This window comes from Streptomyces sp. NPDC104202, assembly GCF_055584185.1.
Genome location: NZ_JBVJMN010000014.1, coordinates 37,752 through 59,615 on the forward strand (window position 1 = coordinate 37,752; position 21,864 = coordinate 59,615).

At 72.4% G+C, this 21,864-nt stretch carries 21 protein-coding genes; 7 read left to right on the forward strand and 14 right to left on the reverse strand.

Features of this window, described 5'->3' with window-relative positions:
- Positions 1-30 precede the first annotated feature (30 nt).
- Positions 31-2,346 (reverse strand): ATP-binding cassette domain-containing protein, encoded by a 2,316-nt coding sequence (locus tag ACZ60W_RS12390; protein ID WP_469755281.1) that lies wholly within the window; start codon positions 2,344-2,346, stop codon positions 31-33.
- Positions 2,347-2,448: 102 nt separating this feature from the next.
- On the opposite strand from ACZ60W_RS12390, the gene ACZ60W_RS12395 reads away from it, so the two are divergent.
- Positions 2,449-3,237 (forward strand): TetR/AcrR family transcriptional regulator, encoded by a 789-nt coding sequence (locus ACZ60W_RS12395; protein WP_469755282.1) that lies wholly within the window; start codon positions 2,449-2,451, stop codon positions 3,235-3,237.
- Positions 3,238-3,393: 156 nt separating this feature from the next.
- Here the strand turns inward: ACZ60W_RS12395 and ACZ60W_RS12400 are convergent, their stop codons facing one another.
- Positions 3,394-4,098 (reverse strand): TetR/AcrR family transcriptional regulator, encoded by a 705-nt coding sequence (locus tag ACZ60W_RS12400; protein ID WP_469755283.1) that lies wholly within the window; start codon positions 4,096-4,098, stop codon positions 3,394-3,396.
- 185 nt (positions 4,099-4,283) lie between these two features.
- On the opposite strand from ACZ60W_RS12400, the gene wrbA reads away from it, so the two are divergent.
- Positions 4,284-4,892 (forward strand): NAD(P)H:quinone oxidoreductase, encoded by a 609-nt coding sequence (wrbA, locus tag ACZ60W_RS12405; RefSeq protein ID WP_469755284.1) that lies wholly within the window; start codon positions 4,284-4,286, stop codon positions 4,890-4,892.
- A 77-nt stretch (positions 4,893-4,969) separates the two neighbouring features.
- Here wrbA and ACZ60W_RS12410 read toward each other — a convergent pair whose 3' ends face one another.
- Both ACZ60W_RS12410 and ACZ60W_RS12415 read right to left on the reverse strand, forming a co-directional pair.
- Positions 4,970-5,257 (reverse strand): metal-sensitive transcriptional regulator, encoded by a 288-nt coding sequence (locus tag ACZ60W_RS12410; RefSeq protein ID WP_366303252.1) that lies wholly within the window; start codon positions 5,255-5,257, stop codon positions 4,970-4,972.
- A gap of 181 nt (positions 5,258-5,438) precedes the next feature.
- Positions 5,439-6,101: a TetR/AcrR family transcriptional regulator gene (locus ACZ60W_RS12415; protein ID WP_469755285.1), complete on the reverse strand. Its 663-nt coding sequence runs from the start codon at positions 6,099-6,101 to the stop codon at positions 5,439-5,441.
- A 64-nt stretch (positions 6,102-6,165) separates the two neighbouring features.
- Here ACZ60W_RS12415 and ACZ60W_RS12420 point away from each other — a divergent pair, with 64 nt between their 5' ends.
- The gene (locus ACZ60W_RS12420) at positions 6,166-7,572 is read left to right on the forward strand and encodes an MFS transporter (protein WP_469755286.1); all 1,407 of its coding nucleotides are present in this window, start codon (positions 6,166-6,168) and stop codon (positions 7,570-7,572) included.
- Between the two features lie 52 nt (positions 7,573-7,624).
- Here ACZ60W_RS12420 and ACZ60W_RS12425 read toward each other — a convergent pair whose 3' ends face one another.
- A complete protein-coding gene (locus ACZ60W_RS12425) occupies positions 7,625-9,796 on the reverse strand; it encodes a TerD family protein (RefSeq protein WP_469755287.1) in 2,172 nt (723 codons plus the stop codon).
- Between the two features lie 160 nt (positions 9,797-9,956).
- Positions 9,957-10,373, reverse strand: coding sequence for a YciI family protein (locus ACZ60W_RS12430; RefSeq protein ID WP_469755288.1), 417 nt, complete (start codon positions 10,371-10,373; stop codon positions 9,957-9,959).
- Between the two features lie 124 nt (positions 10,374-10,497).
- On the opposite strand from ACZ60W_RS12430, the gene ACZ60W_RS12435 reads away from it, so the two are divergent.
- The gene (locus ACZ60W_RS12435; protein WP_469755289.1) at positions 10,498-11,127 is read left to right on the forward strand and encodes a MarC family protein; all 630 of its coding nucleotides are present in this window, start codon (positions 10,498-10,500) and stop codon (positions 11,125-11,127) included.
- A 100-nt stretch (positions 11,128-11,227) separates the two neighbouring features.
- On the opposite strand, the gene ACZ60W_RS12440 is transcribed toward ACZ60W_RS12435, so the two are convergent.
- Positions 11,228-12,028 carry an alpha/beta fold hydrolase gene (locus tag ACZ60W_RS12440; RefSeq protein ID WP_469755290.1) on the reverse strand — a complete coding sequence of 267 codons (801 nt, stop codon included), beginning with the start codon at positions 12,026-12,028 and terminating at the stop codon, positions 11,228-11,230.
- Positions 12,029-12,167: 139 nt separating this feature from the next.
- On the opposite strand from ACZ60W_RS12440, the gene ACZ60W_RS12445 reads away from it, so the two are divergent.
- Positions 12,168-13,019 (forward strand): helix-turn-helix transcriptional regulator, encoded by an 852-nt coding sequence (locus tag ACZ60W_RS12445; RefSeq protein ID WP_469755291.1) that lies wholly within the window; start codon positions 12,168-12,170, stop codon positions 13,017-13,019.
- A 201-nt stretch (positions 13,020-13,220) separates the two neighbouring features.
- Here ACZ60W_RS12445 and ACZ60W_RS12450 read toward each other — a convergent pair whose 3' ends face one another.
- The gene (locus ACZ60W_RS12450; protein WP_469755292.1) at positions 13,221-14,279 is read right to left on the reverse strand and encodes an aldo/keto reductase; all 1,059 of its coding nucleotides are present in this window, start codon (positions 14,277-14,279) and stop codon (positions 13,221-13,223) included.
- Positions 14,280-14,359: 80 nt separating this feature from the next.
- A complete protein-coding gene (locus tag ACZ60W_RS12455) occupies positions 14,360-15,193 on the reverse strand; it encodes an alpha/beta fold hydrolase (protein WP_469755293.1) in 834 nt (277 codons plus the stop codon).
- A gap of 43 nt (positions 15,194-15,236) precedes the next feature.
- On the opposite strand from ACZ60W_RS12455, the gene ACZ60W_RS12460 reads away from it, so the two are divergent.
- Positions 15,237-15,551 (forward strand): hypothetical protein, encoded by a 315-nt coding sequence (locus tag ACZ60W_RS12460; protein WP_469755294.1) that lies wholly within the window; start codon positions 15,237-15,239, stop codon positions 15,549-15,551.
- A 6-nt stretch (positions 15,552-15,557) separates the two neighbouring features.
- Here ACZ60W_RS12460 and ACZ60W_RS12465 read toward each other — a convergent pair whose 3' ends face one another.
- The 4 genes from ACZ60W_RS12465 to ACZ60W_RS12480 all read right to left on the reverse strand — a co-directional run bounded on the left by ACZ60W_RS12465 (position 15,558) and on the right by ACZ60W_RS12480 (position 19,240).
- Positions 15,558-15,767: a DUF4287 domain-containing protein gene (locus tag ACZ60W_RS12465; protein WP_469755295.1), complete on the reverse strand. Its 210-nt coding sequence runs from the start codon at positions 15,765-15,767 to the stop codon at positions 15,558-15,560.
- Between the two features lie 77 nt (positions 15,768-15,844).
- Entirely contained in the window at positions 15,845-17,749 is a 1,905-nt protein-coding gene (locus ACZ60W_RS12470) for an FtsX-like permease family protein (protein WP_469755296.1), read from the reverse strand.
- Between the two features lie 350 nt (positions 17,750-18,099).
- Positions 18,100-18,774: an ABC transporter ATP-binding protein gene (locus ACZ60W_RS12475; protein ID WP_469755297.1), complete on the reverse strand. Its 675-nt coding sequence runs from the start codon at positions 18,772-18,774 to the stop codon at positions 18,100-18,102.
- A gap of 58 nt (positions 18,775-18,832) precedes the next feature.
- Positions 18,833-19,240, reverse strand: a complete 408-nt coding sequence (locus tag ACZ60W_RS12480; RefSeq protein ID WP_469755298.1) for a hypothetical protein — start codon at positions 19,238-19,240, stop codon at positions 18,833-18,835.
- A gap of 361 nt (positions 19,241-19,601) precedes the next feature.
- On the opposite strand from ACZ60W_RS12480, the gene ACZ60W_RS12485 reads away from it, so the two are divergent.
- Entirely contained in the window at positions 19,602-20,861 is a 1,260-nt protein-coding gene (locus ACZ60W_RS12485) for a COG1361 family protein (RefSeq protein WP_469755299.1), read from the forward strand.
- 111 nt (positions 20,862-20,972) lie between these two features.
- Here the strand turns inward: ACZ60W_RS12485 and ACZ60W_RS12490 are convergent, their stop codons facing one another.
- The gene (locus tag ACZ60W_RS12490; protein WP_469755351.1) at positions 20,973-21,611 is read right to left on the reverse strand and encodes a TetR/AcrR family transcriptional regulator; all 639 of its coding nucleotides are present in this window, start codon (positions 21,609-21,611) and stop codon (positions 20,973-20,975) included.
- Between the last annotated feature and the right edge of the window lie 253 nt (positions 21,612-21,864).

Sequence of the window (21,864 nt, forward strand, 5' to 3'; positions counted from 1 at the left end):
GGCCCCGGTCCACCACCGTCCACGCTGCGGTCAGCCGCCGACGTACTCCCGCAGGTGGCGGGCGGTCAGCGTGTCCCCCTTCTCGACCAGCTGGGCCGGCGTGCCCTCGAAGACGACCAGGCCGCCGTCGTGGCCGGCGCCCGGACCGAGGTCGACGAGCCAGTCCGCGTGGGCCATCACGGCCTGGTGGTGCTCGATGACGACGACGGTGTTGCCGGAGTCGACGAGCCGGTCGAGGAGGGCGAGGAGCTGGTCGACGTCGGCCAGGTGCAGACCGGTGGTCGGCTCGTCGAGGACGTAGACCGCCGCCTTCTCCGCCATGTGGATCGCGAGCTTGAGGCGCTGGCGCTCGCCGCCGGAGAGGGTGTTCAGCGGCTGGCCGAGCCGGAGGTAGCCGAGGCCGACGTCCTTGAGGCGGCCGAGGATGGTGCGGGCCTGGCCCTTGCCGGTGAAGAAGTCGTACGCCTCGTCGATCGACAGCGACAGGACCTCGTGGATGTTCTTCCCGTCCAGCCGGTAGGTGAGCACCTCGGGCGTGAACCGCTTGCCCTCGCACTTCTCGCAGACCGACGCCACGCCCGCCGCGATCGCCAGGTCGGTGTAGATCAGCCCGAGGCCGTTGCAGTGGCCGCAGGCACCCTCGGAGTTGGCGCTGAACAGCGCCGCCTTCACGCCGTTGGCCTTGGCGAACGCGGTGCGGACGGGGCCGAGGAGACCCGTGTACGTCGCCGGGTTGGAGCGGCGCGAGCCGCGGATGGGGGACTGGTCGGCGACGACGACGCCCTCGCGGCCGGGCAGGTTGCCGTGGATGAGGGAGGACTTGCCGGAGCCGGCCACGCCGGTGACCACGGTCAGGACCCCGGTCGGGATGTCGACGCTCACGTTCCGCAGGTTGTGCTGGGCGGCGCCGGTGATCGCGAGGGCCCCGGTCGGGCGCCGGACCTCCGGACGCAGCTTCGCCCGGTGCGTGAGGTGGTCGCCGGTGAGGGTCCCGGAGGTGCGCAGTCCGGGCACGTCGCCGCTGTAGCAGATCTCGCCGCCCGCGGACCCGGCCCGCGGCCCGAGGTCCACGACGTGGTCGGCGATCTCGATGACCTCGGGCTTGTGCTCCACGACGAGGACGGTGTTCCCCTTGTCGCGCAGGCGCAGCAGCAGGTCGTTCATGCGCCGCACGTCGTGCGGGTGGAGACCGGTGGTCGGCTCGTCGAAGACGTAGGTGACGTCGGTGAGCGGCGAGCCGAGGTGGCGGACCATCTTCACGCGCTGGGCCTCGCCGCCGGAGAGGGTCCCGGAGGAGCGGTCCAGGGAGAGGTAGCCGAGGCCGATCTCGACGAGCGAGTCGAGCAGTTCGCGCAGGCCGGCCAGGAGCGGCGCGACGGAGGGGTCCTCGATCCGCCGCAGGAACGCGGCCAGGTCGCTGATCTGCATCGCCGAGCACTCGGCGATGTTCACGCCGTCGATCCGGCTGGACAGGGCGGCCCGGGTGAGCCGGGCGCCCTCGCACTCGGGGCAGGTGCGGAAGACGACCGCCCGGTCGACGAAGGCCCGGATGTGGGCCTGGAGCGACTCGCGGTCCTTGGCGAGGAACAGCCGCTGGACCTTGGGCACGAGCCCCTCGTAGGTGAAGGTGTTGCTGCCCACCTTCACCTTGCACTGCGGCTTGTGCAGGAAGTCCTGCCACTGCTCGTCGGTGAACTCCGCGAGCGGCCGGTCGCGGGGGTAGAAGCCGGACTCGGCCATGATCCGCCAGTACCAGGAGTCCACGGCGAAGTTCGGGACGGTGACGGCCCCCTCGTCGAGCGACTTCGTCCGGTCGACGAGCTCGTCGACGTCGATGTCCGAGACCTCGCCCGCGCCCTCGCACCGCGGGCACATGCCCTCGGGGAGGTTGAAGCTGAACGCGCCGGAGGTGCCGACGTGCGGGGTGCCGAGGCGGCTGAAGACGATCCGCAGCATCGTGTACGCGTCGGTGGCGGTGCCCACGGTGGAGCGGGAGTTGGCGCCCATCCGCTCCTGGTCGACGACGATCGCCGCGCTCAGGTTGTGCAGTCCGTCCACGTCGGGACGGGCCAGCGACGGCATGAAGGACTGCAGGAACGCGCTGTACGTCTCGTTGATCAGGCGCTGTGACTCGGCGGCGATGGTGCCGAAGACGAGCGAGGACTTCCCGGAGCCGGAGACGCCGGTGAAGACGGTGAGGCGGCGCTTGGGGAGGTCGACGTCGACGTTCCTGAGGTTGTTCTCCCGGGCCCCGCGGACCTGGATGACGTGGTGGCCGTCCGCGGCGGTGGCCTCGTGCGCGGCGACGGGGTGGCCGGGGTGATCGGTGCCGACGGGGTGGTTCATGCGTGCGCCCTCCGGTGGTGGTCCCATGCTCGGACGCACAGGTTACTCTATACGGCGTATAAAATAATGGCCTGGCATTTCTGACCTGCGAGAATGAGGGCCATGGCGGCGACGGACGGCAAGAACAGCAGCGGGGCCGGCGACCCGGCGCGCACCCTGGAGCTGCTCTGGCGCGACAGCGCCGCGCCGCCGGCGGCCGGACGGCGCGGCCCCCGCCAGGGCCTCACGGTCGACGCGGTCGTCGAGGCCGCCGTCGCGCTCGCCGACTCCGGCGGCCTGCACGCCCTCACCATGCGCGCCGTCGCCCAGCGCCTCGGCGTCACCCCGATGACCCTCTACACGTACGTCCCCGGCAAGGGCGAGCTGCTCGACCTCATGCTGGACGCCGTCTTCCTGCGGATGGAGCGCCCGCCCTTCGGCCCCGGCCTCCCCTGGCGCGAACGCGTCACCGCCGTCGCCGACGCCAACCGGGCACTTCACCTGCGCCACCCCTGGCTGGTCGAGCTGCGGATCGTCCGCGCCCCGCTGGGCCCCGGCGTGATGACCAAGTACGAGTACGAGCTCGGCGCCTTCGAGGGCCTCGGCCTCGACGACGTCTCCCGCGACTCGGCCCTGACATACGTCCTCGGCTCCGTGCAGGCCGCCGCGCGGGCCGAGCTGGACGCGCGCGCCGTGGAACGGGAGAGCGCCATGTCCGACGGGGAATGGTGGGACGCCCACGCGCCGCTGCTGGCCCGGGTCTTCGACGCCGACCGCTTCCCGCTGGCCGGCCGGGTCGGGGAGGCGGCGGCCGTCGCGTACGACGGCCTGTACGACGCCGACCACGCCTACGCCTTCGCGCTCGCCCGGGTCCTCGACGGCCTGGCGGCGCTGGGCGGGGGAGCGGCCTAGGGCCTGTCGTCACCATCCCCTCGTTGCCCGAAGGGCGGCCCTGCGGCGTCTGGTGCGTGCTCTCGGTGTGCCGCGAGAGCGCGTGCCAGGCGTCGCGGGGCAGAGGGGATGGTGACGACAGGCCCCAGTCCGCCGTCCCGCTCCCCGTCCGCCGGTTCAGTCCCGCAGGGTCAGCAGGGTCCGCACCCCCGCCTTGAGGCGCTCGGCGGACAGCTCCTGCTCGACCGTCAGGTGGTGCATGACGTCCGGCGAGAACGACGACAGCAGCAGGTGCGCGAGGAGCGCGCTGTCGGCGCCCGGCCTGAGCTGCCCGATGAGCAGGGCCACGTGCGTGTGCATCACGCGATAGGCGCCGCTGTGGTAGCGGGCGCGCGGGGCGGCGGAGTGCGCCGCGAGGAGCAGCCCGCGCTGCTCGCGGACCCGGTCGACCAGCGCGTCGAGGAAGGCGTCGAGCCGTTCGGCGGCCGGCGCTCCCGGCCCCAGCGGCGGCGGCCCGCTCATGTACGCCTCCTGGAACCGGCGTTCGCGGTCGTCGAGGAGGGCCCAGAGCAGCTGGGAGACGTCGCCGAAGCGGCGGTAGACGGTGCCGACGCCGATCCCGCTGGCGTGTGCGACCTGGTTCATCGTGACGGCGTCGGGGCCCTGCTCGGCGACGATCCGCGCGGCGGCGTCGAGGATCTTGCGCCGGTTGCGGGCGGCGTCCGCGCGCTCGGGGGCGGGGGCGTCGACGGTGGGGAGCAGTCCGGGGGCGGGCGGCGGGGCGGCCGCGAGCGGCACCGCCGTGTCCTGGGGTTCCGTGCCCCGCGCTCTGTCCGCCCGGTCCGCTCCGGCGGTCCCGGTCCGCCGTTTCTCCGTGCTCATCTGCCGCTTCCCGCTCTTTCTTCCGCTCGCCCGTTTCCCCCTCGGTCGTCTCTCGTTGTGAGCATACCCGCTCCGCTTGCGAAACGGATAGCGATCCGTTTACGCTCGAACCATCGAAACGGAAAACAATCCGTTTCATCTGACCGGTTCGTGGGACCGGCCCGGGAGATCGAGGAGAGCACGCCATGTCCGTCAAGGTCGCCGTCATCTACTACTCCGCCACGGGCACCGTCCACCAGCTCGCCCAGGCCGTCGCCGAGGGCGCCGAAAAGGCCGGCGCCGAGGTGCGCCTGCGCCGCGTGCCCGAGCTCGCCCCGGACGCCGCCATCGACGCCAACCCGGCCTGGCGCGCCCACGTCGACACCACCCGCGACATCGAGATCGCCACCCTGGACGACCTGGAGTGGGCGGACGCCTACGCCTTCGGCTCCCCGACGCGTTTCGGCAACATCGCCGCGCAGCTCAAGCAGTACGTCGACACCTCGGGCGGGCTCTGGCAGCGGGGCGTCATGGCGGACAAGGCCGCGACCGGCTTCACCAGCGCGCACAACGTCCACGGCGGCAACGAGTCGACCCTCCTCGCCCTCTACAACACCTTCCACCACTGGGGCTCGGTCATCGTCTCGCCCGGCTTCACCGACCCCGCCGTCTACGCGGCCGGCGGCAACCCCTACGGCACCGCGCACCCCGCCGCCAACGGCGCCCCCGGCGAGGACGTCCTCCAGGCCGCCCGCTACCAGGGCGCCCGCCTCACCCGGATCGCCAAGCGGCTGAGCGGCCTCGCGGACGACTGACCCGGCGCACCGTCCGGAACGCCGAGCACCCCCGGGGCCCGCCCCGGGGGTGCTCGCTGTCGTCCGTCCGCTCCGGCCTACGCCAGCGAGAGGAACAGCTTCTCCAGGCGGGCCCGCATCGCCTCGCGGTCCTCGCCGTCCTTCCGGCCGTCCTCGATGTCCGTCAGGCACTGCTGGAGCCCGGTCGCGATGATCGCGAACCCGGCCCGGTCGAGGGCCCGGGAGGCCGCCGCGAGCTGCGTCACGACCTCCTCGCAGTCGCGCCCCTCCTCGATCATCCGGATCACGCCGGAGATCTGGCCCTGCGCCCGGCGCAGCCGGTTCAGCACGGCCTTGAGCTCGGCGCCCGCGAGATCGAGTTCCACAGCGACTCCTCCTCAGATACCCCGGGGGGTGGTTGACTCCCCGGCACGGGGGTTCCGTCGAAGTCCAAGGATGACACCTGCGACCGGAAGCCCTGCGTCCGCTCGCTGCCCCGAGGGGCGGGGTGCCCTCTCGGGGGCACGGGCCGGCCCTCTCAGGGGGGTCGGGGCGGCTCTGTCAGGCTCAGGGGGTCGGGGCGGCCCCGCCGGGGGAGTAGCGCAGGAGGAACATCTCCACGCCGTCGACGACGAGCCGCTCGCTCAGTTCCTCGGTGAGCTCCGCCCCGTACTGCTCGAAGACCATCTGCGGGAAGACGAGCAGCGCGTAGAGCTGGAGGACCGCGACCTCCAGGTCCGGGACGACGAGCCGGCCCCGGTCGGCCAGGGTCCGCAGGGCCTCGGCGACGGCGGGGTGGTGGCCGGCCGGGCCGTGGGCGCGCCAGGCGCGCCCCAGCTCGGGGAAGCGGTGCAGCTCGGTGGCGAGGAGGGTGCGCAGGGCGCGGCCCTCGTCGTCGGTGCGGACGGCGAGCGCCCAGGCCCGGCCGGCCTCGACGAGGGCGGCGCGCAGGTCCTCCGCGTCGGCGAGGCGGGTGAGGTCGGGGCCGTCGGCGCCGGTCTCCAGCGGCTCGTCGAGGGCGCCCGCGACGACGGCGGTGAAGAGCGCCTCCTTGCTGCCGAAGTGGTTGTAGACGGTCACCTTGGAGACGCCCGCCTCGGCGGCGATGGCGTCCATGCCGACACCGAAGCCCTCGCGGAGGAAGAGGGTGCGGGCGGCCCGTACGACGGCCTGCCGTTTGCGGGCGGCGCGGGCGCCGGTGGGGGCGGGCTTCTGGGGCTGGTCGTCCATGGGGGGAGCGTACCAACGGAACTGTACCGTTGAGTTCAACTGTACTGTGCCGTACAGTTCAGTTATGCCGACCCACTCCGCCGTACCCACCCCTGCCCGGAGACACCCCCGCCGCCGGACCGTGCTCGCACTGCTCTGCGCGGCCCAGTTCATGCTGATCCTCGACGTCACCGTCGTGAACGTCGCCCTGCCCGCCCTCGCCGCCGACCTGCACCTCGGACGCACGGCCCTGACCTGGGTCGTCACCGCGTACACCCTCTGCTTCGGCGGGCTCATGCTCCTCGGCGGCAGACTCGCCGACACCCTCGGCGCCCGCCGCGTCCTGCTCACCGGCCTCGCGCTCTTCACCGCCGCGTCCCTGGCCTGCGGCCTCGCGCCCCACGCCGGCGTGCTCCTCGCCGGCCGCGCCGCCCAGGGCGTCGGCGCCGCCCTGCTCTCCCCGGCCGCGCTCGCCCTCGTCACCACCGCCTTCCCCGGCCCCGAGCGGGCCCGGGCCCTCGGCGTCTGGGCGGCCGTCGGCGGCACCGGCTCCGCCGTCGGCGTCCTCCTCGGCGGAGCCCTCACCGCGGGACCCGGCTGGCCCTGGGTCTTCCTCCTGAACGTCCCCGTCGGCCTCGCGCTGCTCGCGGTGCTCCCCCGGCTCCTGCCCCGCACTCCGGCCCCCGGCACGGGCGGCGGCCTCGACGTCCCCGGCGCCGTCCTCGTCACCACCGCCACCGCCGCCCTCGTCTACGGCCTGGTGCGCGCCGGCGACTCCGGCTGGACGTCCACCGCCACCCTGCTGCCCCTGCTCGCGTCGGCCGCCCTCTACGCGGCCTTCGCCACGGCCGAACGCAGGAGCCGCACCCCGCTCATGGACCTGCGGATGCTGACCCGCAGGCCGGTCGTCGCCGGCTCGCTCCTCATGCTCGTCGCGACCGCCCTGCTGATCTCGTTCTTCTTCCTGGGCTCCCTGCGGCTCCAGCACCTCGACGGACTGGACCCCCTCCGCACCGGCCTCCTCTTCCTCCCGGTCGCCCTCGCCACCGTCGTCGGCGCCCACCTCGGCTCCCGCCTGGTCACCACCGCCGGGCCCCGCGCCTGCACCGCCGCCGGCACGGCCCTGGCCACCGCCGGCTGCCTCCCCCTCGCGCTCCTCGACTCCCCCGGCCCCTGGACGACCCTCATGCCCGCCCTGGCCACCGCGGCCTTCGGTCTCGGTGCCGTCTTCGTCACCGCGACCACCACCGCCCTCGGCCTCGTCGCCCCCCACGAGGCCGGCCTCGCCTCCGGCCTCGTCAACACCTCCCACGAACTCGGCGGCACCCTCGGCGTGGCCCTCGCCTCCACCCTCGCCCTCGCCACCCCCGCCGGCTTCACCACCGCCTTCACCGCCTTCACCCTCACCGCCCTCACCGCCACCCTCACCACCCCCCTCCTCATCCCCCGAGGCACACCCCGCCCGGAGGCGGTGGGGCACGGGGTGCACTGAGGACCGCGGCGGACACCGGCGGTCCGGGCGCGGGGTCGCGTGCGCGAGGGCGTCAGCGCGTTCCGACGGGTTCGGCGACGGCGCGGGCCCGCGGGGCGCGGCGCTGTTCCAGCTGGCCCACGTGCGTGACGACGGAGCCGTAGAAGCGGTCGACCGCGTCGTCGATGCTGCGGATGAACCCCGACTCCGTGCTGCCGCGGCTGTTGCCCATGCCCTTGAAGAGGGAGAGCCGGAAGCCCGTGATCGCGCCGCCGTCCCGGGGGAGCAGGTCGCCCGGCTCGGGGCGCAGCCGTTCCAGGGTGCCCCGGGGCCCGTTCCGGCCCTCCAGCAGCGTCTCCACGTGGAGGTCGGCGGGGGCCTCGTCCAGCACCCGCAGGAGCCGCTTCGCCACCGAGAGGGGATAGGCCCCGTCCGGGGCGGGGACGTCGAGGGAGGTGCGGATCTTCCCGGTGCGGAGGTCCGCGGTGATGGACAGGATGCTGTCCGCCCCGTCGACGCGCAGCTCCGCGGAGAGCCTCCCCTCCTCGCAGAGCCGGTCGGCGAGCTCCGTACGCCGGGACGTGGGGTCGCTGCCCCGCCTGGCCCGCTGCACGGGGAGGGCCTTCTGCCCGAGTTCGCCGCCCAGCCGCAGGCAGACCTGCCGGATGAGCCGCTCCCAGCTCTCCACGACCTCCACCGCGCGGGGGTCGCCCTGACACAGGGTCTCGGTGTCGATCCCGTTGCGCACCGGGACCCAGGACGGGCCCATGTTCTGGAAGCCGTGACAGCCGGAGTTGTCGTGCTGGAGGTAGTGGAGGAGCTCCTGGAGCAGCCAGGCGTGGGCGGCGTTGCCCACGCCCTCGTGCCGGATCAGCATCTGGGCCTGGTGGGCCACCTCGGCCCAGGAGAGGTGCCAGAGCGAGACCTTGTGCTTGCGCCGGCCGTCCGTCTTGACCTCGACGAGCGGACTGCCGTCGAGCGCCACGTCGTTGGACAGGGTGATGACGGCCTCGTAGCCCCGCCTCGCCGCGATGTCCATGTAGTTCTGGACCTGCTCGGACTTCAGCGGGTTGCCGTTGGTCTTGGTCTCGACGAGCGCGGTCCAGAGCTTCCCGGCCCGCTCGGTACGGATGACCCCGTCGGGCCGCTTCGGGCTGTCGCCGTGGGGCAGCGAGACCTCGGTGAAGGTCTGCATCCGGCCCGCGGGCGCGCCGAAACCGGCGGTGAGGCGACGGCCGAACTCGGGCACCTCCGCCATCACCGAGAGCAGGACCGACGTCGCGCGTACCTCGCGCTCCCGGTCGCTCTTGTACGAGGGGACGGGAAAGAGCCGGGCGGGCTTCCAGGTGTCGTTCTCCGCCAGGGACTTCCTCGCGGCCTTGGGGAGCGTCACCTTCTTCTTGGCCGTCCGCGTGCCGCGGCGCCGGGCGGACCCGGCTGTCCCGTCGGAAGCGGGCGCCCGGCGGTCCTCACCGGCCTGCGCGGGCAGCCGTACCGCGTCGGTGGGCTGCGCGACGGTCGCGGCGGCGATGGCCCCGGCCCCGGCCCCGCCGACGGCGTCGGGGGAGGGCGCTCCCGTGGTCGCGGGAGGAGCGGCCGCGACCGGTTCCTCCCCGTGGGCTCCGGCGGCCCTCCCGTCTCCCCGTGCCTCCTCGGCCTCCCGCCCCGCCTCGGCCGCGTCCGCCCCTTCGGTCTCGTCGTCCTCGTCGACCGTGATGCCGAAGTCCGTGGCGAGCCCGGTCAGTCCGGTCTCGTACCCCTGGCCGACGGCCCGGAACTTCCACGCGTCGTTCCGCCGGTAGAGCTCGCCGAAGATGAAGGCCGTCTCGATCGTCGCGTCCGCGATGGAGAACCCCAGCAGCGCCTCGCCCGAACGGTCCGTGACCGTCATGCGCAGGTCGTCCAGGTCCCCGAAGCGCGCCCCGCCGTACTGGCTCGCCGCCACCACGATCCTGGTGACCTCCTCGGGGATCGCCGTGAGGTCCAGGCTGATCCGGTCCTCGCTGCCGTTCTCCGTGGGCACCTTGCCGAGCAGCTGGACGCTGCCGTCCTCGGCCGCGGGATGGTTGTAGAAGTAGAAGTCGTCGTCGCCGCGGACCTTGCCGCCGCCGTCGACCAGCAGGACCGAGACGTCCGCGTCCCCGTCCCCGTCCGCGCTGCTCCAGCTCAGACCGACGACGACCGCGCCGGTGTCCTCGCTGAGGGCCGCCAGCCCGATGTTGGCTCCCTTGGACATCTCGTGCATGCGTCCCCCCGGACCTCGCGCTGTGATGTACGCCCCATGGGAACCGTAGCGTCCGCAACGGGAGGTTGGGGATGCAATGTGAAAGTTGGACGAACGTGGTGGAACGAAGCCCCGAACGGACCGGGGGAGGTGCGCTCGGGGCATCGGGACCGAGGACGGATCAGTCCTGGCTCGGGCCCGATTCGTCGATGGGGCGGATGACCACGGGGTGGTCGGGGGAGCCCGGGGGGACGGGGCAGCGGGCGACGCGGGCGGCGATCTCGGTGACGCGGTCGAGGGTGGGGCAGTCGAGGACCCAGTAGCCGGCGAGGACCTCCTTGGTCTCCGCGTAGGGACCGTCGGTGACGACGGGGTCGCCGTGGGCGTCGACGGTGACGAAGCGGGCCGTGGCGGGGGCGGCGAGGCCCTGGGCGTCGAGCATCTCGCCGGTCGAGGCGAGCTCCTCGTTGATCGCGTTCATGTGGTCGTACATGGCTTGGAGCTGCGCCTTGTCCCAGGCGGGGCTTGCGGCGGAGCCGCGGCCCACCATGCCCTCGTAGTCGGCCTGCGACCCCTGGACCATCACCAGGTACTTCATGACGTCCTCCTCGTCGGTGTGCGTGCTTCCGCAGGAGAGTCGGAGCCGCCCCCGGGATTTCGACACCGCGCGGGCACGGGCCCGAAAAACGGGATAAATCACCCGACCGCCTCATGATGCGGGGGTGAACGCCTTCAGCTTCTCCGCCGCCTTCATCGCCTTCTTCTCCGTCGTCGGGCCGCCCAAGGTGCTCCTCGCCTTCGCCGGGCTCGCCCAGGTCCACCCCGCCCGCCAGCTGCAGAACATCGCCCTCATCTCCTCGGGCGCCGCCGTCGTCGTCGGCGTCGCCACCGGCATCTCGGCCCCCTGGCTCCTGGACCTCTTCCACATCAGCACGCCCGCGCTCCAGCTCGCCGGCGGCGCCATCTTCTTCGTCTACGCCGTCGGGCTCGTCCTGGGCCTCCACCTCGGCTCCGACGGCCCCCAGCAGGACGCCCCCGACCTGGTCAGCGGGGTGCGCGAGCTGCTCATGCCGTACGTGGTGAGTCCGCTGGCCATGACCGCCGTGCTCATCGAGGCCGCCGCGCGCGACTCCTTCAGCTGGCGCTCGACGGTCGTCGGGGCGTACGTCTGCGTCATCGCCCTCGACCTCGTCTGCGTCCTGGTCCTCTCCCACGTGCTGCGCCGCACCCACCACGCCACCATCGAGCTCCTCGGCCGCCTGCTCGGCCTGCTCCTCGCCGCCGTCGGCGTCGACCTCATCCTCGACGGGCTCTACGACCTCGGGGTCTCCGGCATCGCGGTCCGCCACTGATCGCGCCGGCAGCCGGGTGACGCCCCGCATCCGCACCCCGGGGCGGGTCCTTCGGTCCGCCCTCCCGATCGCCCTCGCCCCTCACGCGGCCCGGCATGGTTCAGGCGGCGGCCGAACCGAGGAAGCCGGTCACCGTCTTCACGAACTCGTCCTCCTTCTCGAACAGCACCACGTGCCCGGCGTCGATCTCCGCGTACGTGCTGCCCGCGATCGCCGCGTGCAGCTCCCGGCTGTTCTCCACCGGCACGGTGGCGTCCTGCGTGGCGCCCACGACCAGCGTCTCCGCCGTGATCATCGGCAGCAGCGCGCGGATGTCGACCCCCAGGTCGAGCGCCACGTGCCGCAGGGTGCCCGGCGTGGGCGGCATGTTCGGGATGAGCGCCTCGACGCCCTCGCGGCCGATCGCGTTGAGGAAGCCGCGGCTGAAGCCGGTCATCGTCACGCTCCGCCCGAACCCGGCCGGGTCGAACTCGCCGAGCCGCTGCCACAGCGTGAACAGGTTCCGCATGTACTCGTCGCCGTCCGTGTACGCCCAACCCGCCACCAGTACCAGCCGGTTGACCAGGTCGGGCCGGAGGGCGGCGACGGCCGCCGACACCGGCGCCCCCATCGAGAAGCCCAGCAGGTCGACCGCGCCGGTGCCCGCGTCCTCGATCACCGCGATGACCTGCGCCGCCAGCGTCTCGACAGTCAGCGGCCCGCCGTCGTCGACCGTCCGGTCGGCGCCGGACAGGTCCAGGGTGACGACCCGGCGGTCGGGGGTGAAACGGGGCGCGGTCTGACCCCAGTTGACGACCGCACCGCCCGAGCCGGTGCCGTGGACGAGGAGCAGGGCGGGGCCGGTGCCCACGCCTTCGATGTCGTAGTGGACGCGGGCGGTGCCGACGGTGACGGTGGCCATGATCGTTGCTCCCGGTGGAGGGGGTGAGTGGCTGACACCGAGGACTCTGCCGACCGCCGGAAGGGTGCGGGAGAGCCCTTCCGAGCCTGGGATCGCCAGTCCCTGGATGGGCCGTCGCGCCTCCGGCAGGATGATCCGCATGACGACGATCGACCGCCGCGAACTGGCCGACTTCCTGCGCCGCTCCCGCGAACGGGTCCGCCCGCAGGACGCGGGCCTTCCGGCCGGCCCCCGGCGCCGCACCCCCGGGCTCCGCCGCGAGGAGGTCGCCCAGCTCGCCGGCATGTCCGCCGACTACTACATCCGCCTGGAGCAGGCCCGCGGCCCGCAGCCGTCCCCGCAGATGCTCGCCGCCCTCGCCCGCGCCCTGCGCCTCGACACCGACGGCCGCGACCACCTCCACCTGCTCGCCGGCCACCGCCCGCCCGCCGGTCCCACCGTCGGCGACCACGTCTCGCCCGGCCTTCTGCACCTCCTCGACCAGCTTGGGTCGACCCCCGCTCAGGTCCTCAACGACCTCGGCGACCTCCTCGCCCAGAACGCCATGGCCCGCGCGCTCCTCGGCGGCGTCTGCACCGTCTCGGAACACGGCCGGAACGTCGTCTGGCGCTGGTTCGCCGACGACCGCGCCCGCGCCGCGTACCCGGCCGAGGAACACGCGTACTACAGCCGCCTCCACGTCGCCGACCTGCGCGCGGCCGTCGGCCGCCGCTCCCACGACCCGGCCTCCACCCGGCTCGTCGAACGGCTCCGCGCCGCGAGCGAGGAGTTCGCCGCGCTGTGGGCCGAGCACGAGGTCGCCGTCCGCCGCCACAGCCGGATGCGGGTCGTCCACCCGGTCATCGGCCCCGTCGACCTCGACTGCCAGGTCCTCCTCGCCCCCGAGGGCGACCAGCGCCTCGTCCTCCACACCCCGCCGCCCGGCACCGACGCGGGCGAACGCCTCGCCCTGCTGCGGGTGGTGGGCGCGGAGCAGTTCAGCGCCTCGTAGCGGGCGGAGGCGGGTGGAGGGCGTCCGGGGGAGCCGCCGGGACCGCCTCCGGCAGCGTTCGATGCGAGGCGACCCCGTACCCCGGGCCCGCGGCTGCCTCTCCCGCCCGGCCGCGGACAGTCCCCCGCCCGCCCCGGGGCTCGGGTCGCGGGCCTCCCGCCGCGCGTCCCGGCGGCGCCCCGCACGTGGCCGGTCCGCCGCTCAGCCGGCCGCCCGCTCCGTCAACGGCCGCCTGCGCAGGGTGGGTTCGGTCAGGACCGGCGAGCGCCAGGCCCCGTCGGGGTGGTAGAGGTTCGTCCCGGGCGGGACGATCGCGTCGATCCGGTCGAGGACGTCGTCGGTGAGGACCACCGTCGAGCCCTTCAGCAGGCCCTCCAGCTGCTCCATCGTCCGCGGCCCGATGATCACGGAGGTGACCGCGGGGTGCGCGGCCGCGAAGGCGAGCGCCAACTCGGGCAGGCTGCAGCCGATCTCCTCCGCGAGGACGACGAACTCCTCGACGGCGTCGAGCTTGGCGGCGTTGACGGGCAGCGTGGGGTCGAAGCGGTGCGGGGTGAGCGCCGGCCGCCCGCTGGTGAGGTCGATGGGGGCGCCCTTCCGGTACCGCCCGGTGAGGAAGCCGGACGCGAGCGGGCTCCAGGTCAGCACGCCCATCCCGTACCGCTGGGCCACCGGCAGCACGGACGCCTCGATCCCCCGCGCGAGCAGCGAGTACGGCGGCTGCTCGGTACGGAAGCGGCGCAGGCCGCGCCGTTCCGCGACGGCGTGGGCCTCGACGATCTCCTCGGCCGGGAAGGTGGAGCAGCCGAACGCCCGGATCTTCCCCTGGGAGACGAGGTCGCCGAGGACGTCGAGCGTCTCCTCGACCTCCGTCCGGTGGTCGGGCCGGTGCACCTGGTAGAGGTCGATCCAGTCGGTGCCGAGCCGCTTGAGGCTGTTCTCGACCGCGAGGGTGATCCAACGGCGTGACGAACCGCCCCTGTTGGGCCCATCGCCGCCCATCGGGAAGTACACCTTGGTCGCGAGGACGGTCTCCTCGCGACGCCGCGGATCGCGCAGCGCCTTGCCGACGATCTCCTCGGACTCGCCGGCCGAGTACATGTCGGCCGTGTCGACGAAGTTGATGCCCTGGTCCAGGGCGGCATGGATGATCCGTACGGATTCCTGGTGGTCCGGGTTGCCGACGGCACCGAACATCATGGTGCCGAGGCAGTACGTGCTGACGTCGATCCCGGTCCCGCCGAGTACTCGATAGCGCATGCGCGCACTCTAGGAAGTGGAGTGCACTCCAGGGCAAGGGGTGTCGGCGGCGGGCGTCCGGCCGCCGGCCCGGAGGGGGATCAGCGGCGGGTATCGAAGCCGACGATCAGCCGGTGCAGCGCCTCGGGGCGTTCGAGGTGCAGGTCGTGCCCGGTGCCGGGGAGGCTCGCACCGCGCAGCCCGGGCAGGAGCCGGGCCATCTCCGCGTACTCCTCGCCGGCGATGATCCCGCCCTGGCCACCCTCCCCGCCGTGGCCGAGGACCGCGAGGACGGGGCAGGCGACGGCGGCCCACTCGTCCCAGAAGGCGCGGGAGGAGAGCTCTTCGAGGGACCGGACCATCACGTCGGGGTCGAAGCGCGGCCGCAGCCCTCCGTCGCGCTCGTCGAGCCCGTCCGCCCAGCCCTCCCCGACGGCCCGCTTGCCGCCCCCGAGGTACGCGACGGCCGCCTCGCGGGTGGGGAACGGCACGGGCCACCCCCGCAGCCACTCCCCGATGGCCCCCGGCAGCTCCGGCCCGGCGCCGCCGGGGCCCGCCTCGACCAGGACGAGGGCGCGCACCAGTCCGGGATGGGCGGCCGCGGTGAGGAGCGCGGTGTGCCCGCCGAGCGACTGTCCGACCAACAGAGGCCGTACGAGACCGATTTCGCGCACGACGGCCACGACGTCGGCGACGTACGCGGCCCGCGAGGCGTCCTCCGGCAGACGCTCGCTCGCCCCGTGTCCCCGCTGGTCGAGCGCGACGACCCGGTGCCCCGCGTCGCACAGCAGCCGCGCCGTGGCGTCCCACTCCCCGGCATGCCCGGCGAGCCCGTGCAGAAGGAGGACATCGGGCCCGTCGCCGCCCCAGTCACGGCAGGAGAGCCGGACCCCGTCGCGCGTCACGGACCGTTCCGACCACGAGGAAGACGTCATCCCGCCATCCTGCCCCAGGGCCCGCCCTTCGGATCAAGCCGCGATGACAGGGCCGACCGAGCTGACCGTGCTGGTCCTGCCGGACGGGCTGGTCGTGCTGACCGGGCTGGTCGTGCTGACCGGGCTGGTCGTGCTGACCGGGCTGGTCGTGCTGACCGGGTTCACGGGGCTTCGTCGGCCTCACGGGGGTTCGTCGGCCTCACGGGGTCCACCGCTCTCACGGGCCCGCGCGGTCACATCCGGCCGACGCACCAGGGGTGATCACCGGTCGAGCGGCACCCCCACCGCGGTCCTCCCCCTCGTCCTCGCCCTCACCACCCACGTCGCCCACCGCACCGACCACACGCCGGCCGCGTGACCCGGCCTACTTCCCCCCGGCCAGCGTGTGGGCCACCAGCGCGTTCGCGTGCCCGTGACCCAGCCCGTGCTCCGACTTCAGCCACGCCACCAGCTCCATGTGCTTCGTCAGCGGCGACGAACGGATCAGCTCCTGCCACTCGCCCACCGGCCGCCCGTACTTCTTCTCGATCGACGGGAAGTAGCTGGCCGGACCCTTGACGACGTTCTCGGACACGGTCTTCTCCTCTGCACGATGGACACCTACGTCCTTGAGACCCCCACCCGGCCCGGAACTCATCGGTCCCCGGGTCCTCAATCCCGCCGAATGTGCTCCGGATCCACGTGCCGCCGCACCATCGGCACCGACGCCAGCGCCGCCGCCGCCATCACCCCCACCACGCACGCCCCCAGCACCGGCAACCCCTCCCAGTCCCAGTGCACCGCCCCACCCCCGGTGATCAGGTAACTCGACTCCGCCAGCCACCCCGCCACCACCGCCGCCCCCAGCCCCACCCCGAGCGGCACCACCACCTGCACCACCTGCACCCACCTCAACGTCCCCGCCCTCGCCCCCAGCAGCACCAACGCCGCCACCTGCCCCCGCCGCTCCATCGCCCTGTCCGCCACCGACACCACGAACGCCGCCACCCCGATCACCAGCCCCAACACCATCCCCACCACCAACAAACTCCGAATCACCCTCAACTGCGCCAGCGAATCCACCACGATCCCCACCGGATCCACCTCCACCGTCGGCGCCACCGCCCCAATCCCATCCAGCACGGCCCGCACGGTCCCCTCATCCGCCCCACTCACCAACGTGAGCGTCCCGTCGGCATCCGCCAGCCCCGAGGGCAGCAGGGAGGGAGGCACGAGCAGCGCGCCCGAGCTGACGACGGACACGTCCCACGGCCGTACGTCGATCCACTCCGCGGGCACGGTCACCACGGCCTTCCCGCCGTCCTTCAACGCGAAGGGGTATCGCTCCCCGGGCTTCGGGTCGTACTCCGACGGCGTGCGCTCATCTCGCAGCCGCATGATCCTGCCGTCGACGCATCCCGTCGCTCGCTCCGTCACCGCCGCAAGCTGCGCGCACGTGGCGACCACCAGATCGGCGTGCGAGAAATCAGGCTCGTCCATCCGGCGCCACGAGCTGTAGGAGACCACCTGGTGCTCCACCCCGCGCACCTGTCCCAGCGCCCGGCGTTGCGCGGGTCGCAGCTCGTCCAGACCGATGGCGTACTCCTGCAGGGGCGCCGTCCGACGACTGACCTGATCCAGCTCGACCAGAACCCCCTGCGCCAGCGAGGCACCGAACACCAGCAGAACGAGCCCGGTGACCACGCGCAGCGACGATCCCGGATCCACCTCCGTCCGCCGCATCGCCAGCGTCAACGCCAACGCCCTGGCACTCCCAGCCACGCGCCTCGCCAACCACGCGGTGATGGGCGCCAGACCCAGCACCAGCCCGGCCCCGGTCAACACCACGGACGCGGGCACCAGAAGAGAATTCGACGAGCCCCCCGACGGGTCCCGACCCATGACGCTCAGCACGCAGTAGCCGCCGATCACACCCAGCCCGGGAACCAGGAGAAGCATCCCGAACTTGCGCGGCGGCCTTCGCTCCCCGGTCCGCCTCACCGCAATGGGCGACCGCGCCGCCCGACGCGCGCTGAAAAGCCCCACGACCCAGGCGAGCGCGGGGCACCCGACAAGGCAGACGGCCAGCGTGGACCCTTCGGGCCAGGCGTCCTTGGGGTACCAGCGCAGTCCTGGCAGGCCCGCCCGTGCCAGCACCTCATTGAAGCCGAGATACCCCACGATTCCGAGCCAGGAACCGGCGAATGCGGCCATGAGGCTTTCACACGCGTTGACTCGCATGGTGTCTTTGGCGCTGAGCCCTACGAGTCGTAGGGCCGCTAGGCGACGAGCTCGGGATTCACTGGACAGCCGGGCGCATACGGACAGGAAAATGACGAGCGGAAGGAGAACGATGCATCCGAGGGTGAACCGAAGGATGTCGACCGTCGACGGCTCGATGATTTTCTGCTTCGAGTATTTGCTGCCGAAGTGGCCCAGAGGTAGGGCGTTGGGGAGTTCTTCTGGCGTGGTGCCGATGTAGGCATAAAGATCGTCCTGGCCCCCCAGTCCTCCAGCCCCGATGATGCCGGTTACGCGACCAGGCACTAGGCCAGAAACACCTGGCTGTGCCGCCATGAGCTCGCGCAGCCTTGGCGAGATGACCGCCTCGCCGGCTTCCGGCAGCCGAGAGACACCTGGGGGAAGTGGGCCCGGTCCAGGCGTTGTGCGCGCCAGAAGCACCCGCCGGAGCGGCTGTGCCCCGTATGGATCGTCGCGTTCCACGTACACGAAGCTGCTTGCAGGGCTGCCAAGTCTGGGCTCGCGGGCCGCGGTCCGGGCGTCGTGGGCCGAGAGAATTGAGGGAATGGAGAGTGCGGCTGCTAGGCAGGCGACTCCCAGCGCGGAACCGACAGCCATCAGGAGAAATCGGATGCGTCCTCTGCGTTCGCTTCCCCACAGTAGGTGCACGCCGAGAAGGAAGTTGCTCACACGCGTACCTGTTGCGTCAGGACCCCGTCAGACATTCGATATTGTTTATCGGCCTTCGCCGCGACATCTTCGGCGTGAGTGACAATGACCACTGCCGTCTTCTGCTGACGTGCGAGGTAGAGGAACTCGTTGAGTACGTTCTTGGCGTTGGCGCTGTCGAGAGCCCCGGTCGGTTCGTCAGCGAAAACGACATCAGGCCTATGCACTAGCGCTCGCGCAACCGCGACGCGTTGACTTTGACCGCCTGACAGTTTTGACGTGCGACGCCGCAGCAAGTCACCTAACCCGAGTCGCTCCAGAACCTGCGCTGCGATGGCATGGGCGTGGTCTTTGCTAATTCCTGCCAGTCGCAGCGGCAGTGCGGCGTTCTCTTGCACGGTCAGCTCCGGGAGGAGCTCACCGTACTGGAAGACGAACCCAAGGCGTTCGCGGCGGAGGGCACTCAACTCGCCGTCGGGGAGCGAACCGAGATCGATGTCATCGAAGATCACTCGACCGCTCGTCGGTGGCAGGACCCCTGCAAGGCAATACAGCAGGGATGATTTGCCGGAACCACTGCTGCCCATGATGGCGGCGACCTCACCGCGCTCAAGAACGAAGTCAGCGTTGCGGACCGCGTGGTACGTGCCGTAGTAGAGATCCACGCCCTCGGCGCGGAGGATGCTGTCCATCACTTGGCGAGCTCCATAGAAAGGGGAGCCGCCCCCCGGCGGCTCCCGTAACCATCGATTACCTACGTGAGAACTTCTGCAGCTTTGCGCAGTTGTCCGGGCGCAGCGCCCCGCGGTCCCGGCAGAGCTGAACCTCGATGTCGCGGGTGATCAGAAGTGCCGGGTCCTTGAGGACCCGGTCGATCTTGACGGTCTTCTTCTGAACGCCCTTGATGCGGCTCTTCGGATAGGCCGCGATGTTGATCTCGAGGTAGACGTTGTGGCCGTCATCGGCGGTCACGTCCGTCAGGTTGCCCTGCACGTGGAGCCCGCTGGGCTGCTGGCTCTGTGGCTGCCACCTGTACTTGCCGACGAAGCTGGCGCCTGGCGTCTCCATCTTCCAGACGTGCCACGAGTCCGCCATCGCCACCCCCATCCCTCCGAAGAACAGCCCCGCGGCCAGTGCCGCCGTAGCCAACTTCCGCATGGATAACCCCTGTTTGGTCGAGCCGACTGGTCATCACAGAAAGTAGCGGGCGGGAGGCGGGGGGATGCGCGCAGTAACGTCCCTCCCTTTGAGGACCGCTCGAACCGGTGAATGGGGGGTGGGGGAGGGGGCGTACAACCTTCGTGGGGGTGTGGGGGTCAGGAGGGGTATGACAACTCTGGGTTTTTCGAGGCGGGTTCGGGCGGCAGTGGTGCCGGCGGTGGCGGTGTCCGTGGTGTGGGGGGTGGCGGCGGCGGGGCCGGCCGTGGCGGTGAGTGATCAGTTGTGGGTGTACTCGAATCCGTATGAGCTGGTGGTGCCGGGCGGGGCGGAGGGAGGCGCGGCGGGGCCGGAGAGGTCCGTGGCGCTGAAGGTGTCGCACGACAACCAGGAGAACGAGGTCGGCGCGGGGCGGATCCGGGTGGACGCGAGTGGGCTGGCGGCGTTCGCGAGGGTGTCGTGGCCGGCGAACTGCGCGGTGGAGACGGTGGAGTCGGCGGTGTGCGACGTTCCGGCGTTCGTCGGGACGGAGCCGGTGACGGCGGCGGTGCTGGGGGTGCGGGCCCTGGAGGGGGCGCAGGCCGGGGCGGAGGGGCTGCTGCGGTACACGGCGAGCGCCGGGGGGATGGAGTCGTACCCGGGGGAGACGCGGGTCGTGCTCGGTGACGGGCCGGACCTGGCGCTGAGCGAGTCGCCGCGGAAGGACGGTGTGGCGCCGGGGAGCAGGATCACGGTGCCGGCGACGCTGGCGAACAACGGGAACCGGACGGCGCAGGGCGCCCTGATGCGGCTGTTCGCGTCGCGCGGGCTCGGTTTCGTGGAGCGGCCGGCGAACTGCGAGTACCTGGACACGGAGGTCGGGACCGAGGCGCTGTGCGTGCTGGACGAGCCGATCGCGCCGGGGGATTCGTTCGCGCTGGCCAACCCGTTGAAGGTGCGGAAGAACGCGCTGTACGACCGGTACGACTACTCGGTCGAGCCGTACTCGGCGGAGGCGCTGGGGGCGGCCCGGGCCGGGCGGACGTTCACGCCGGGGACGGGTGCCGAGCTGCACCTGGTGCCCGCGCCGGCGCTCCGGACGGCCACGGCCGCGGGGACCGCGAAGACCGCCGCCCGGACGGCGGCCGAGGCGCCCGTGCCGGATCTGGACCCGCAGGACAACTCCCGTTCCGTGATCGTCCACGCCGCCAACACCGCCGACCTGAGGCTGCGGGGCAGCCGGGTCGTGGGGGCGGTCGGGGCGACCGTGCGGGCGGAGGTCACGGTGAAGAACCGCGGGCCGGCGTGGATCGCGTCGCTGGGTGCGGGCGAGCCGGCGGCGACGGTCGACGTGCGGGTGCCGGCCGGGACGACGGTCACCGGGAAGCCCGATGCGTGCGCGGCACTGAGTGAGAGCGGCGAGTGGCTGGAGCAGCAGCTGGGGGCGCCGCGCTACCGCTGCACGACGCCGATCTACCTGTACGAGAACGCGTCGCACACCTTCGGCTTCGACCTGCGGATCGACCGGGCCGGCACGTCCCGTTCCGTGGTGGCGCTGGACAACGACCAGTACGAGCCGCCGGTCCGGTCCTTCGACCCGGACCTGACCAACAACACGGCCGCGATCGTCGTCATCGGCTGACGCGGGGACGGGCCCGGGCCCGTTCGCCCGCGGGACGCGGCGGCGTCCGCGCACACCGGACCCCGAGGGGCCCCACCGCACGAGGTGGGGCCCCTCGGGGTCCGCGCGCGTTCACCAGGTGGCGGGGTCGCCGCCGAGGGCGCCGGCGAGGAGGGTGCGGAGGTGGTCGGCCTCGGGGAGGAGGGCGGCTTCGATGGCTGCGTCGTCGTGGCCGGCGAGGGTGAGTTCCTGGATGCGGCGGAAGAGGAGCCGGTCGGCGGCGGCGATCAGGGCGGCGGCGGCGCGGGGGGCCAGGGAGGGCGCGGGGTCGTCGCCGTCCGAGGGGGGCAGGGCCGCCGCGAGGGCCTGCGCGAGCGCCTCCTCGCGCTGGTCGTGGAGTTCGCGGAGTCGGGCGGTGAGGGTGGGGCTGTCGGTGACCATGCGGGCGAACGCGGGTCCGGTGAAGCCGACGACGGGGTCGTGGGCGAGGAGGGCGGCGCGGAAGGTGCGGGCGAGGGCGGTGAGCGGGGCCTCGTCGGGGCCGCGGTCGGCGACGGCCCGGCCGAGGCCCTGGGTGAAGACGTCGTAGTGGTCGAGGGCCAGGTCTTCCTTGCGCGGGAAGTAGTTGGTGACCGTCTTCTTCGCCACGCGCGCCGCCGTGGCGATCTCCGCGATGGTGGTCCGCTCGAAGCCCTGGTCGATGAAGAGCCGGGTGGCGCAGTCGGAGATCAGCTGCCTGGTCTCCTGCTTCTTGGACTCGCGGAGTCCCATCTCGGTAGCCATGAGCAAATCTTACACCCGTGGTAAAAATAGTCTTGACCGAGTCAAGTGAACGGGTCTAAGTTTACGTCCGTCGCAAAAATCGCCCCAGGGTGCGACGGAGGGCCTGACCGTGGCCGCCCTGTCGTTCCCGCGCCCCAGGGAGTCCGTATAGAGAACGTCGCCCCGCCCGCAGCGCCCCAGGGCGCGCAGGGGCACCGGCCGGACCCGCAGCCCGGCCCGTCCCCGTCGTCGTCCGCCTCGT

Excerpts from the sequence above, each read along its gene's own strand:
- ACZ60W_RS12390 (WP_469755281.1), bottom strand. The coding sequence starts at position 2,346 with ATGAACCACCCCGTCGGCACCGATCACCCCGGCCACCCCGTCGCCGCG.
- ACZ60W_RS12395 (WP_469755282.1), top strand. The coding sequence starts at position 2,449 with ATGGCGGCGACGGACGGCAAGAACAGCAGCGGGGCCGGCGACCCGGCG.
- ACZ60W_RS12400 (WP_469755283.1), bottom strand. The coding sequence starts at position 4,098 with ATGAGCACGGAGAAACGGCGGACCGGGACCGCCGGAGCGGACCGGGCG.
- wrbA (WP_469755284.1), top strand. The coding sequence starts at position 4,284 with ATGTCCGTCAAGGTCGCCGTCATCTACTACTCCGCCACGGGCACCGTC.
- ACZ60W_RS12415 (WP_469755285.1), bottom strand. The coding sequence starts at position 6,101 with ATGGACGACCAGCCCCAGAAGCCCGCCCCCACCGGCGCCCGCGCCGCC.
- ACZ60W_RS12420 (WP_469755286.1), top strand. The coding sequence starts at position 6,166 with ATGCCGACCCACTCCGCCGTACCCACCCCTGCCCGGAGACACCCCCGC.
- ACZ60W_RS12425 (WP_469755287.1), bottom strand. The coding sequence starts at position 9,796 with ATGCACGAGATGTCCAAGGGAGCCAACATCGGGCTGGCGGCCCTCAGC.
- ACZ60W_RS12430 (WP_469755288.1), bottom strand. The coding sequence starts at position 10,373 with ATGAAGTACCTGGTGATGGTCCAGGGGTCGCAGGCCGACTACGAGGGC.
- ACZ60W_RS12440 (WP_469755290.1), bottom strand. The coding sequence starts at position 12,028 with ATGGCCACCGTCACCGTCGGCACCGCCCGCGTCCACTACGACATCGAA.
- ACZ60W_RS12445 (WP_469755291.1), top strand. The coding sequence starts at position 12,168 with ATGACGACGATCGACCGCCGCGAACTGGCCGACTTCCTGCGCCGCTCC.
- ACZ60W_RS12450 (WP_469755292.1), bottom strand. The coding sequence starts at position 14,279 with ATGCGCTATCGAGTACTCGGCGGGACCGGGATCGACGTCAGCACGTAC.
- ACZ60W_RS12455 (WP_469755293.1), bottom strand. The coding sequence starts at position 15,193 with ATGACGTCTTCCTCGTGGTCGGAACGGTCCGTGACGCGCGACGGGGTC.
- ACZ60W_RS12460 (WP_469755294.1), top strand. The coding sequence starts at position 15,237 with ATGACAGGGCCGACCGAGCTGACCGTGCTGGTCCTGCCGGACGGGCTG.
- ACZ60W_RS12470 (WP_469755296.1), bottom strand. The coding sequence starts at position 17,749 with ATGGCGGCACAGCCAGGTGTTTCTGGCCTAGTGCCTGGTCGCGTAACC.
- ACZ60W_RS12475 (WP_469755297.1), bottom strand. The coding sequence starts at position 18,774 with ATGGACAGCATCCTCCGCGCCGAGGGCGTGGATCTCTACTACGGCACG.
- ACZ60W_RS12480 (WP_469755298.1), bottom strand. The coding sequence starts at position 19,240 with ATGCGGAAGTTGGCTACGGCGGCACTGGCCGCGGGGCTGTTCTTCGGA.
- ACZ60W_RS12490 (WP_469755351.1), bottom strand. The coding sequence starts at position 21,611 with ATGGGACTCCGCGAGTCCAAGAAGCAGGAGACCAGGCAGCTGATCTCC.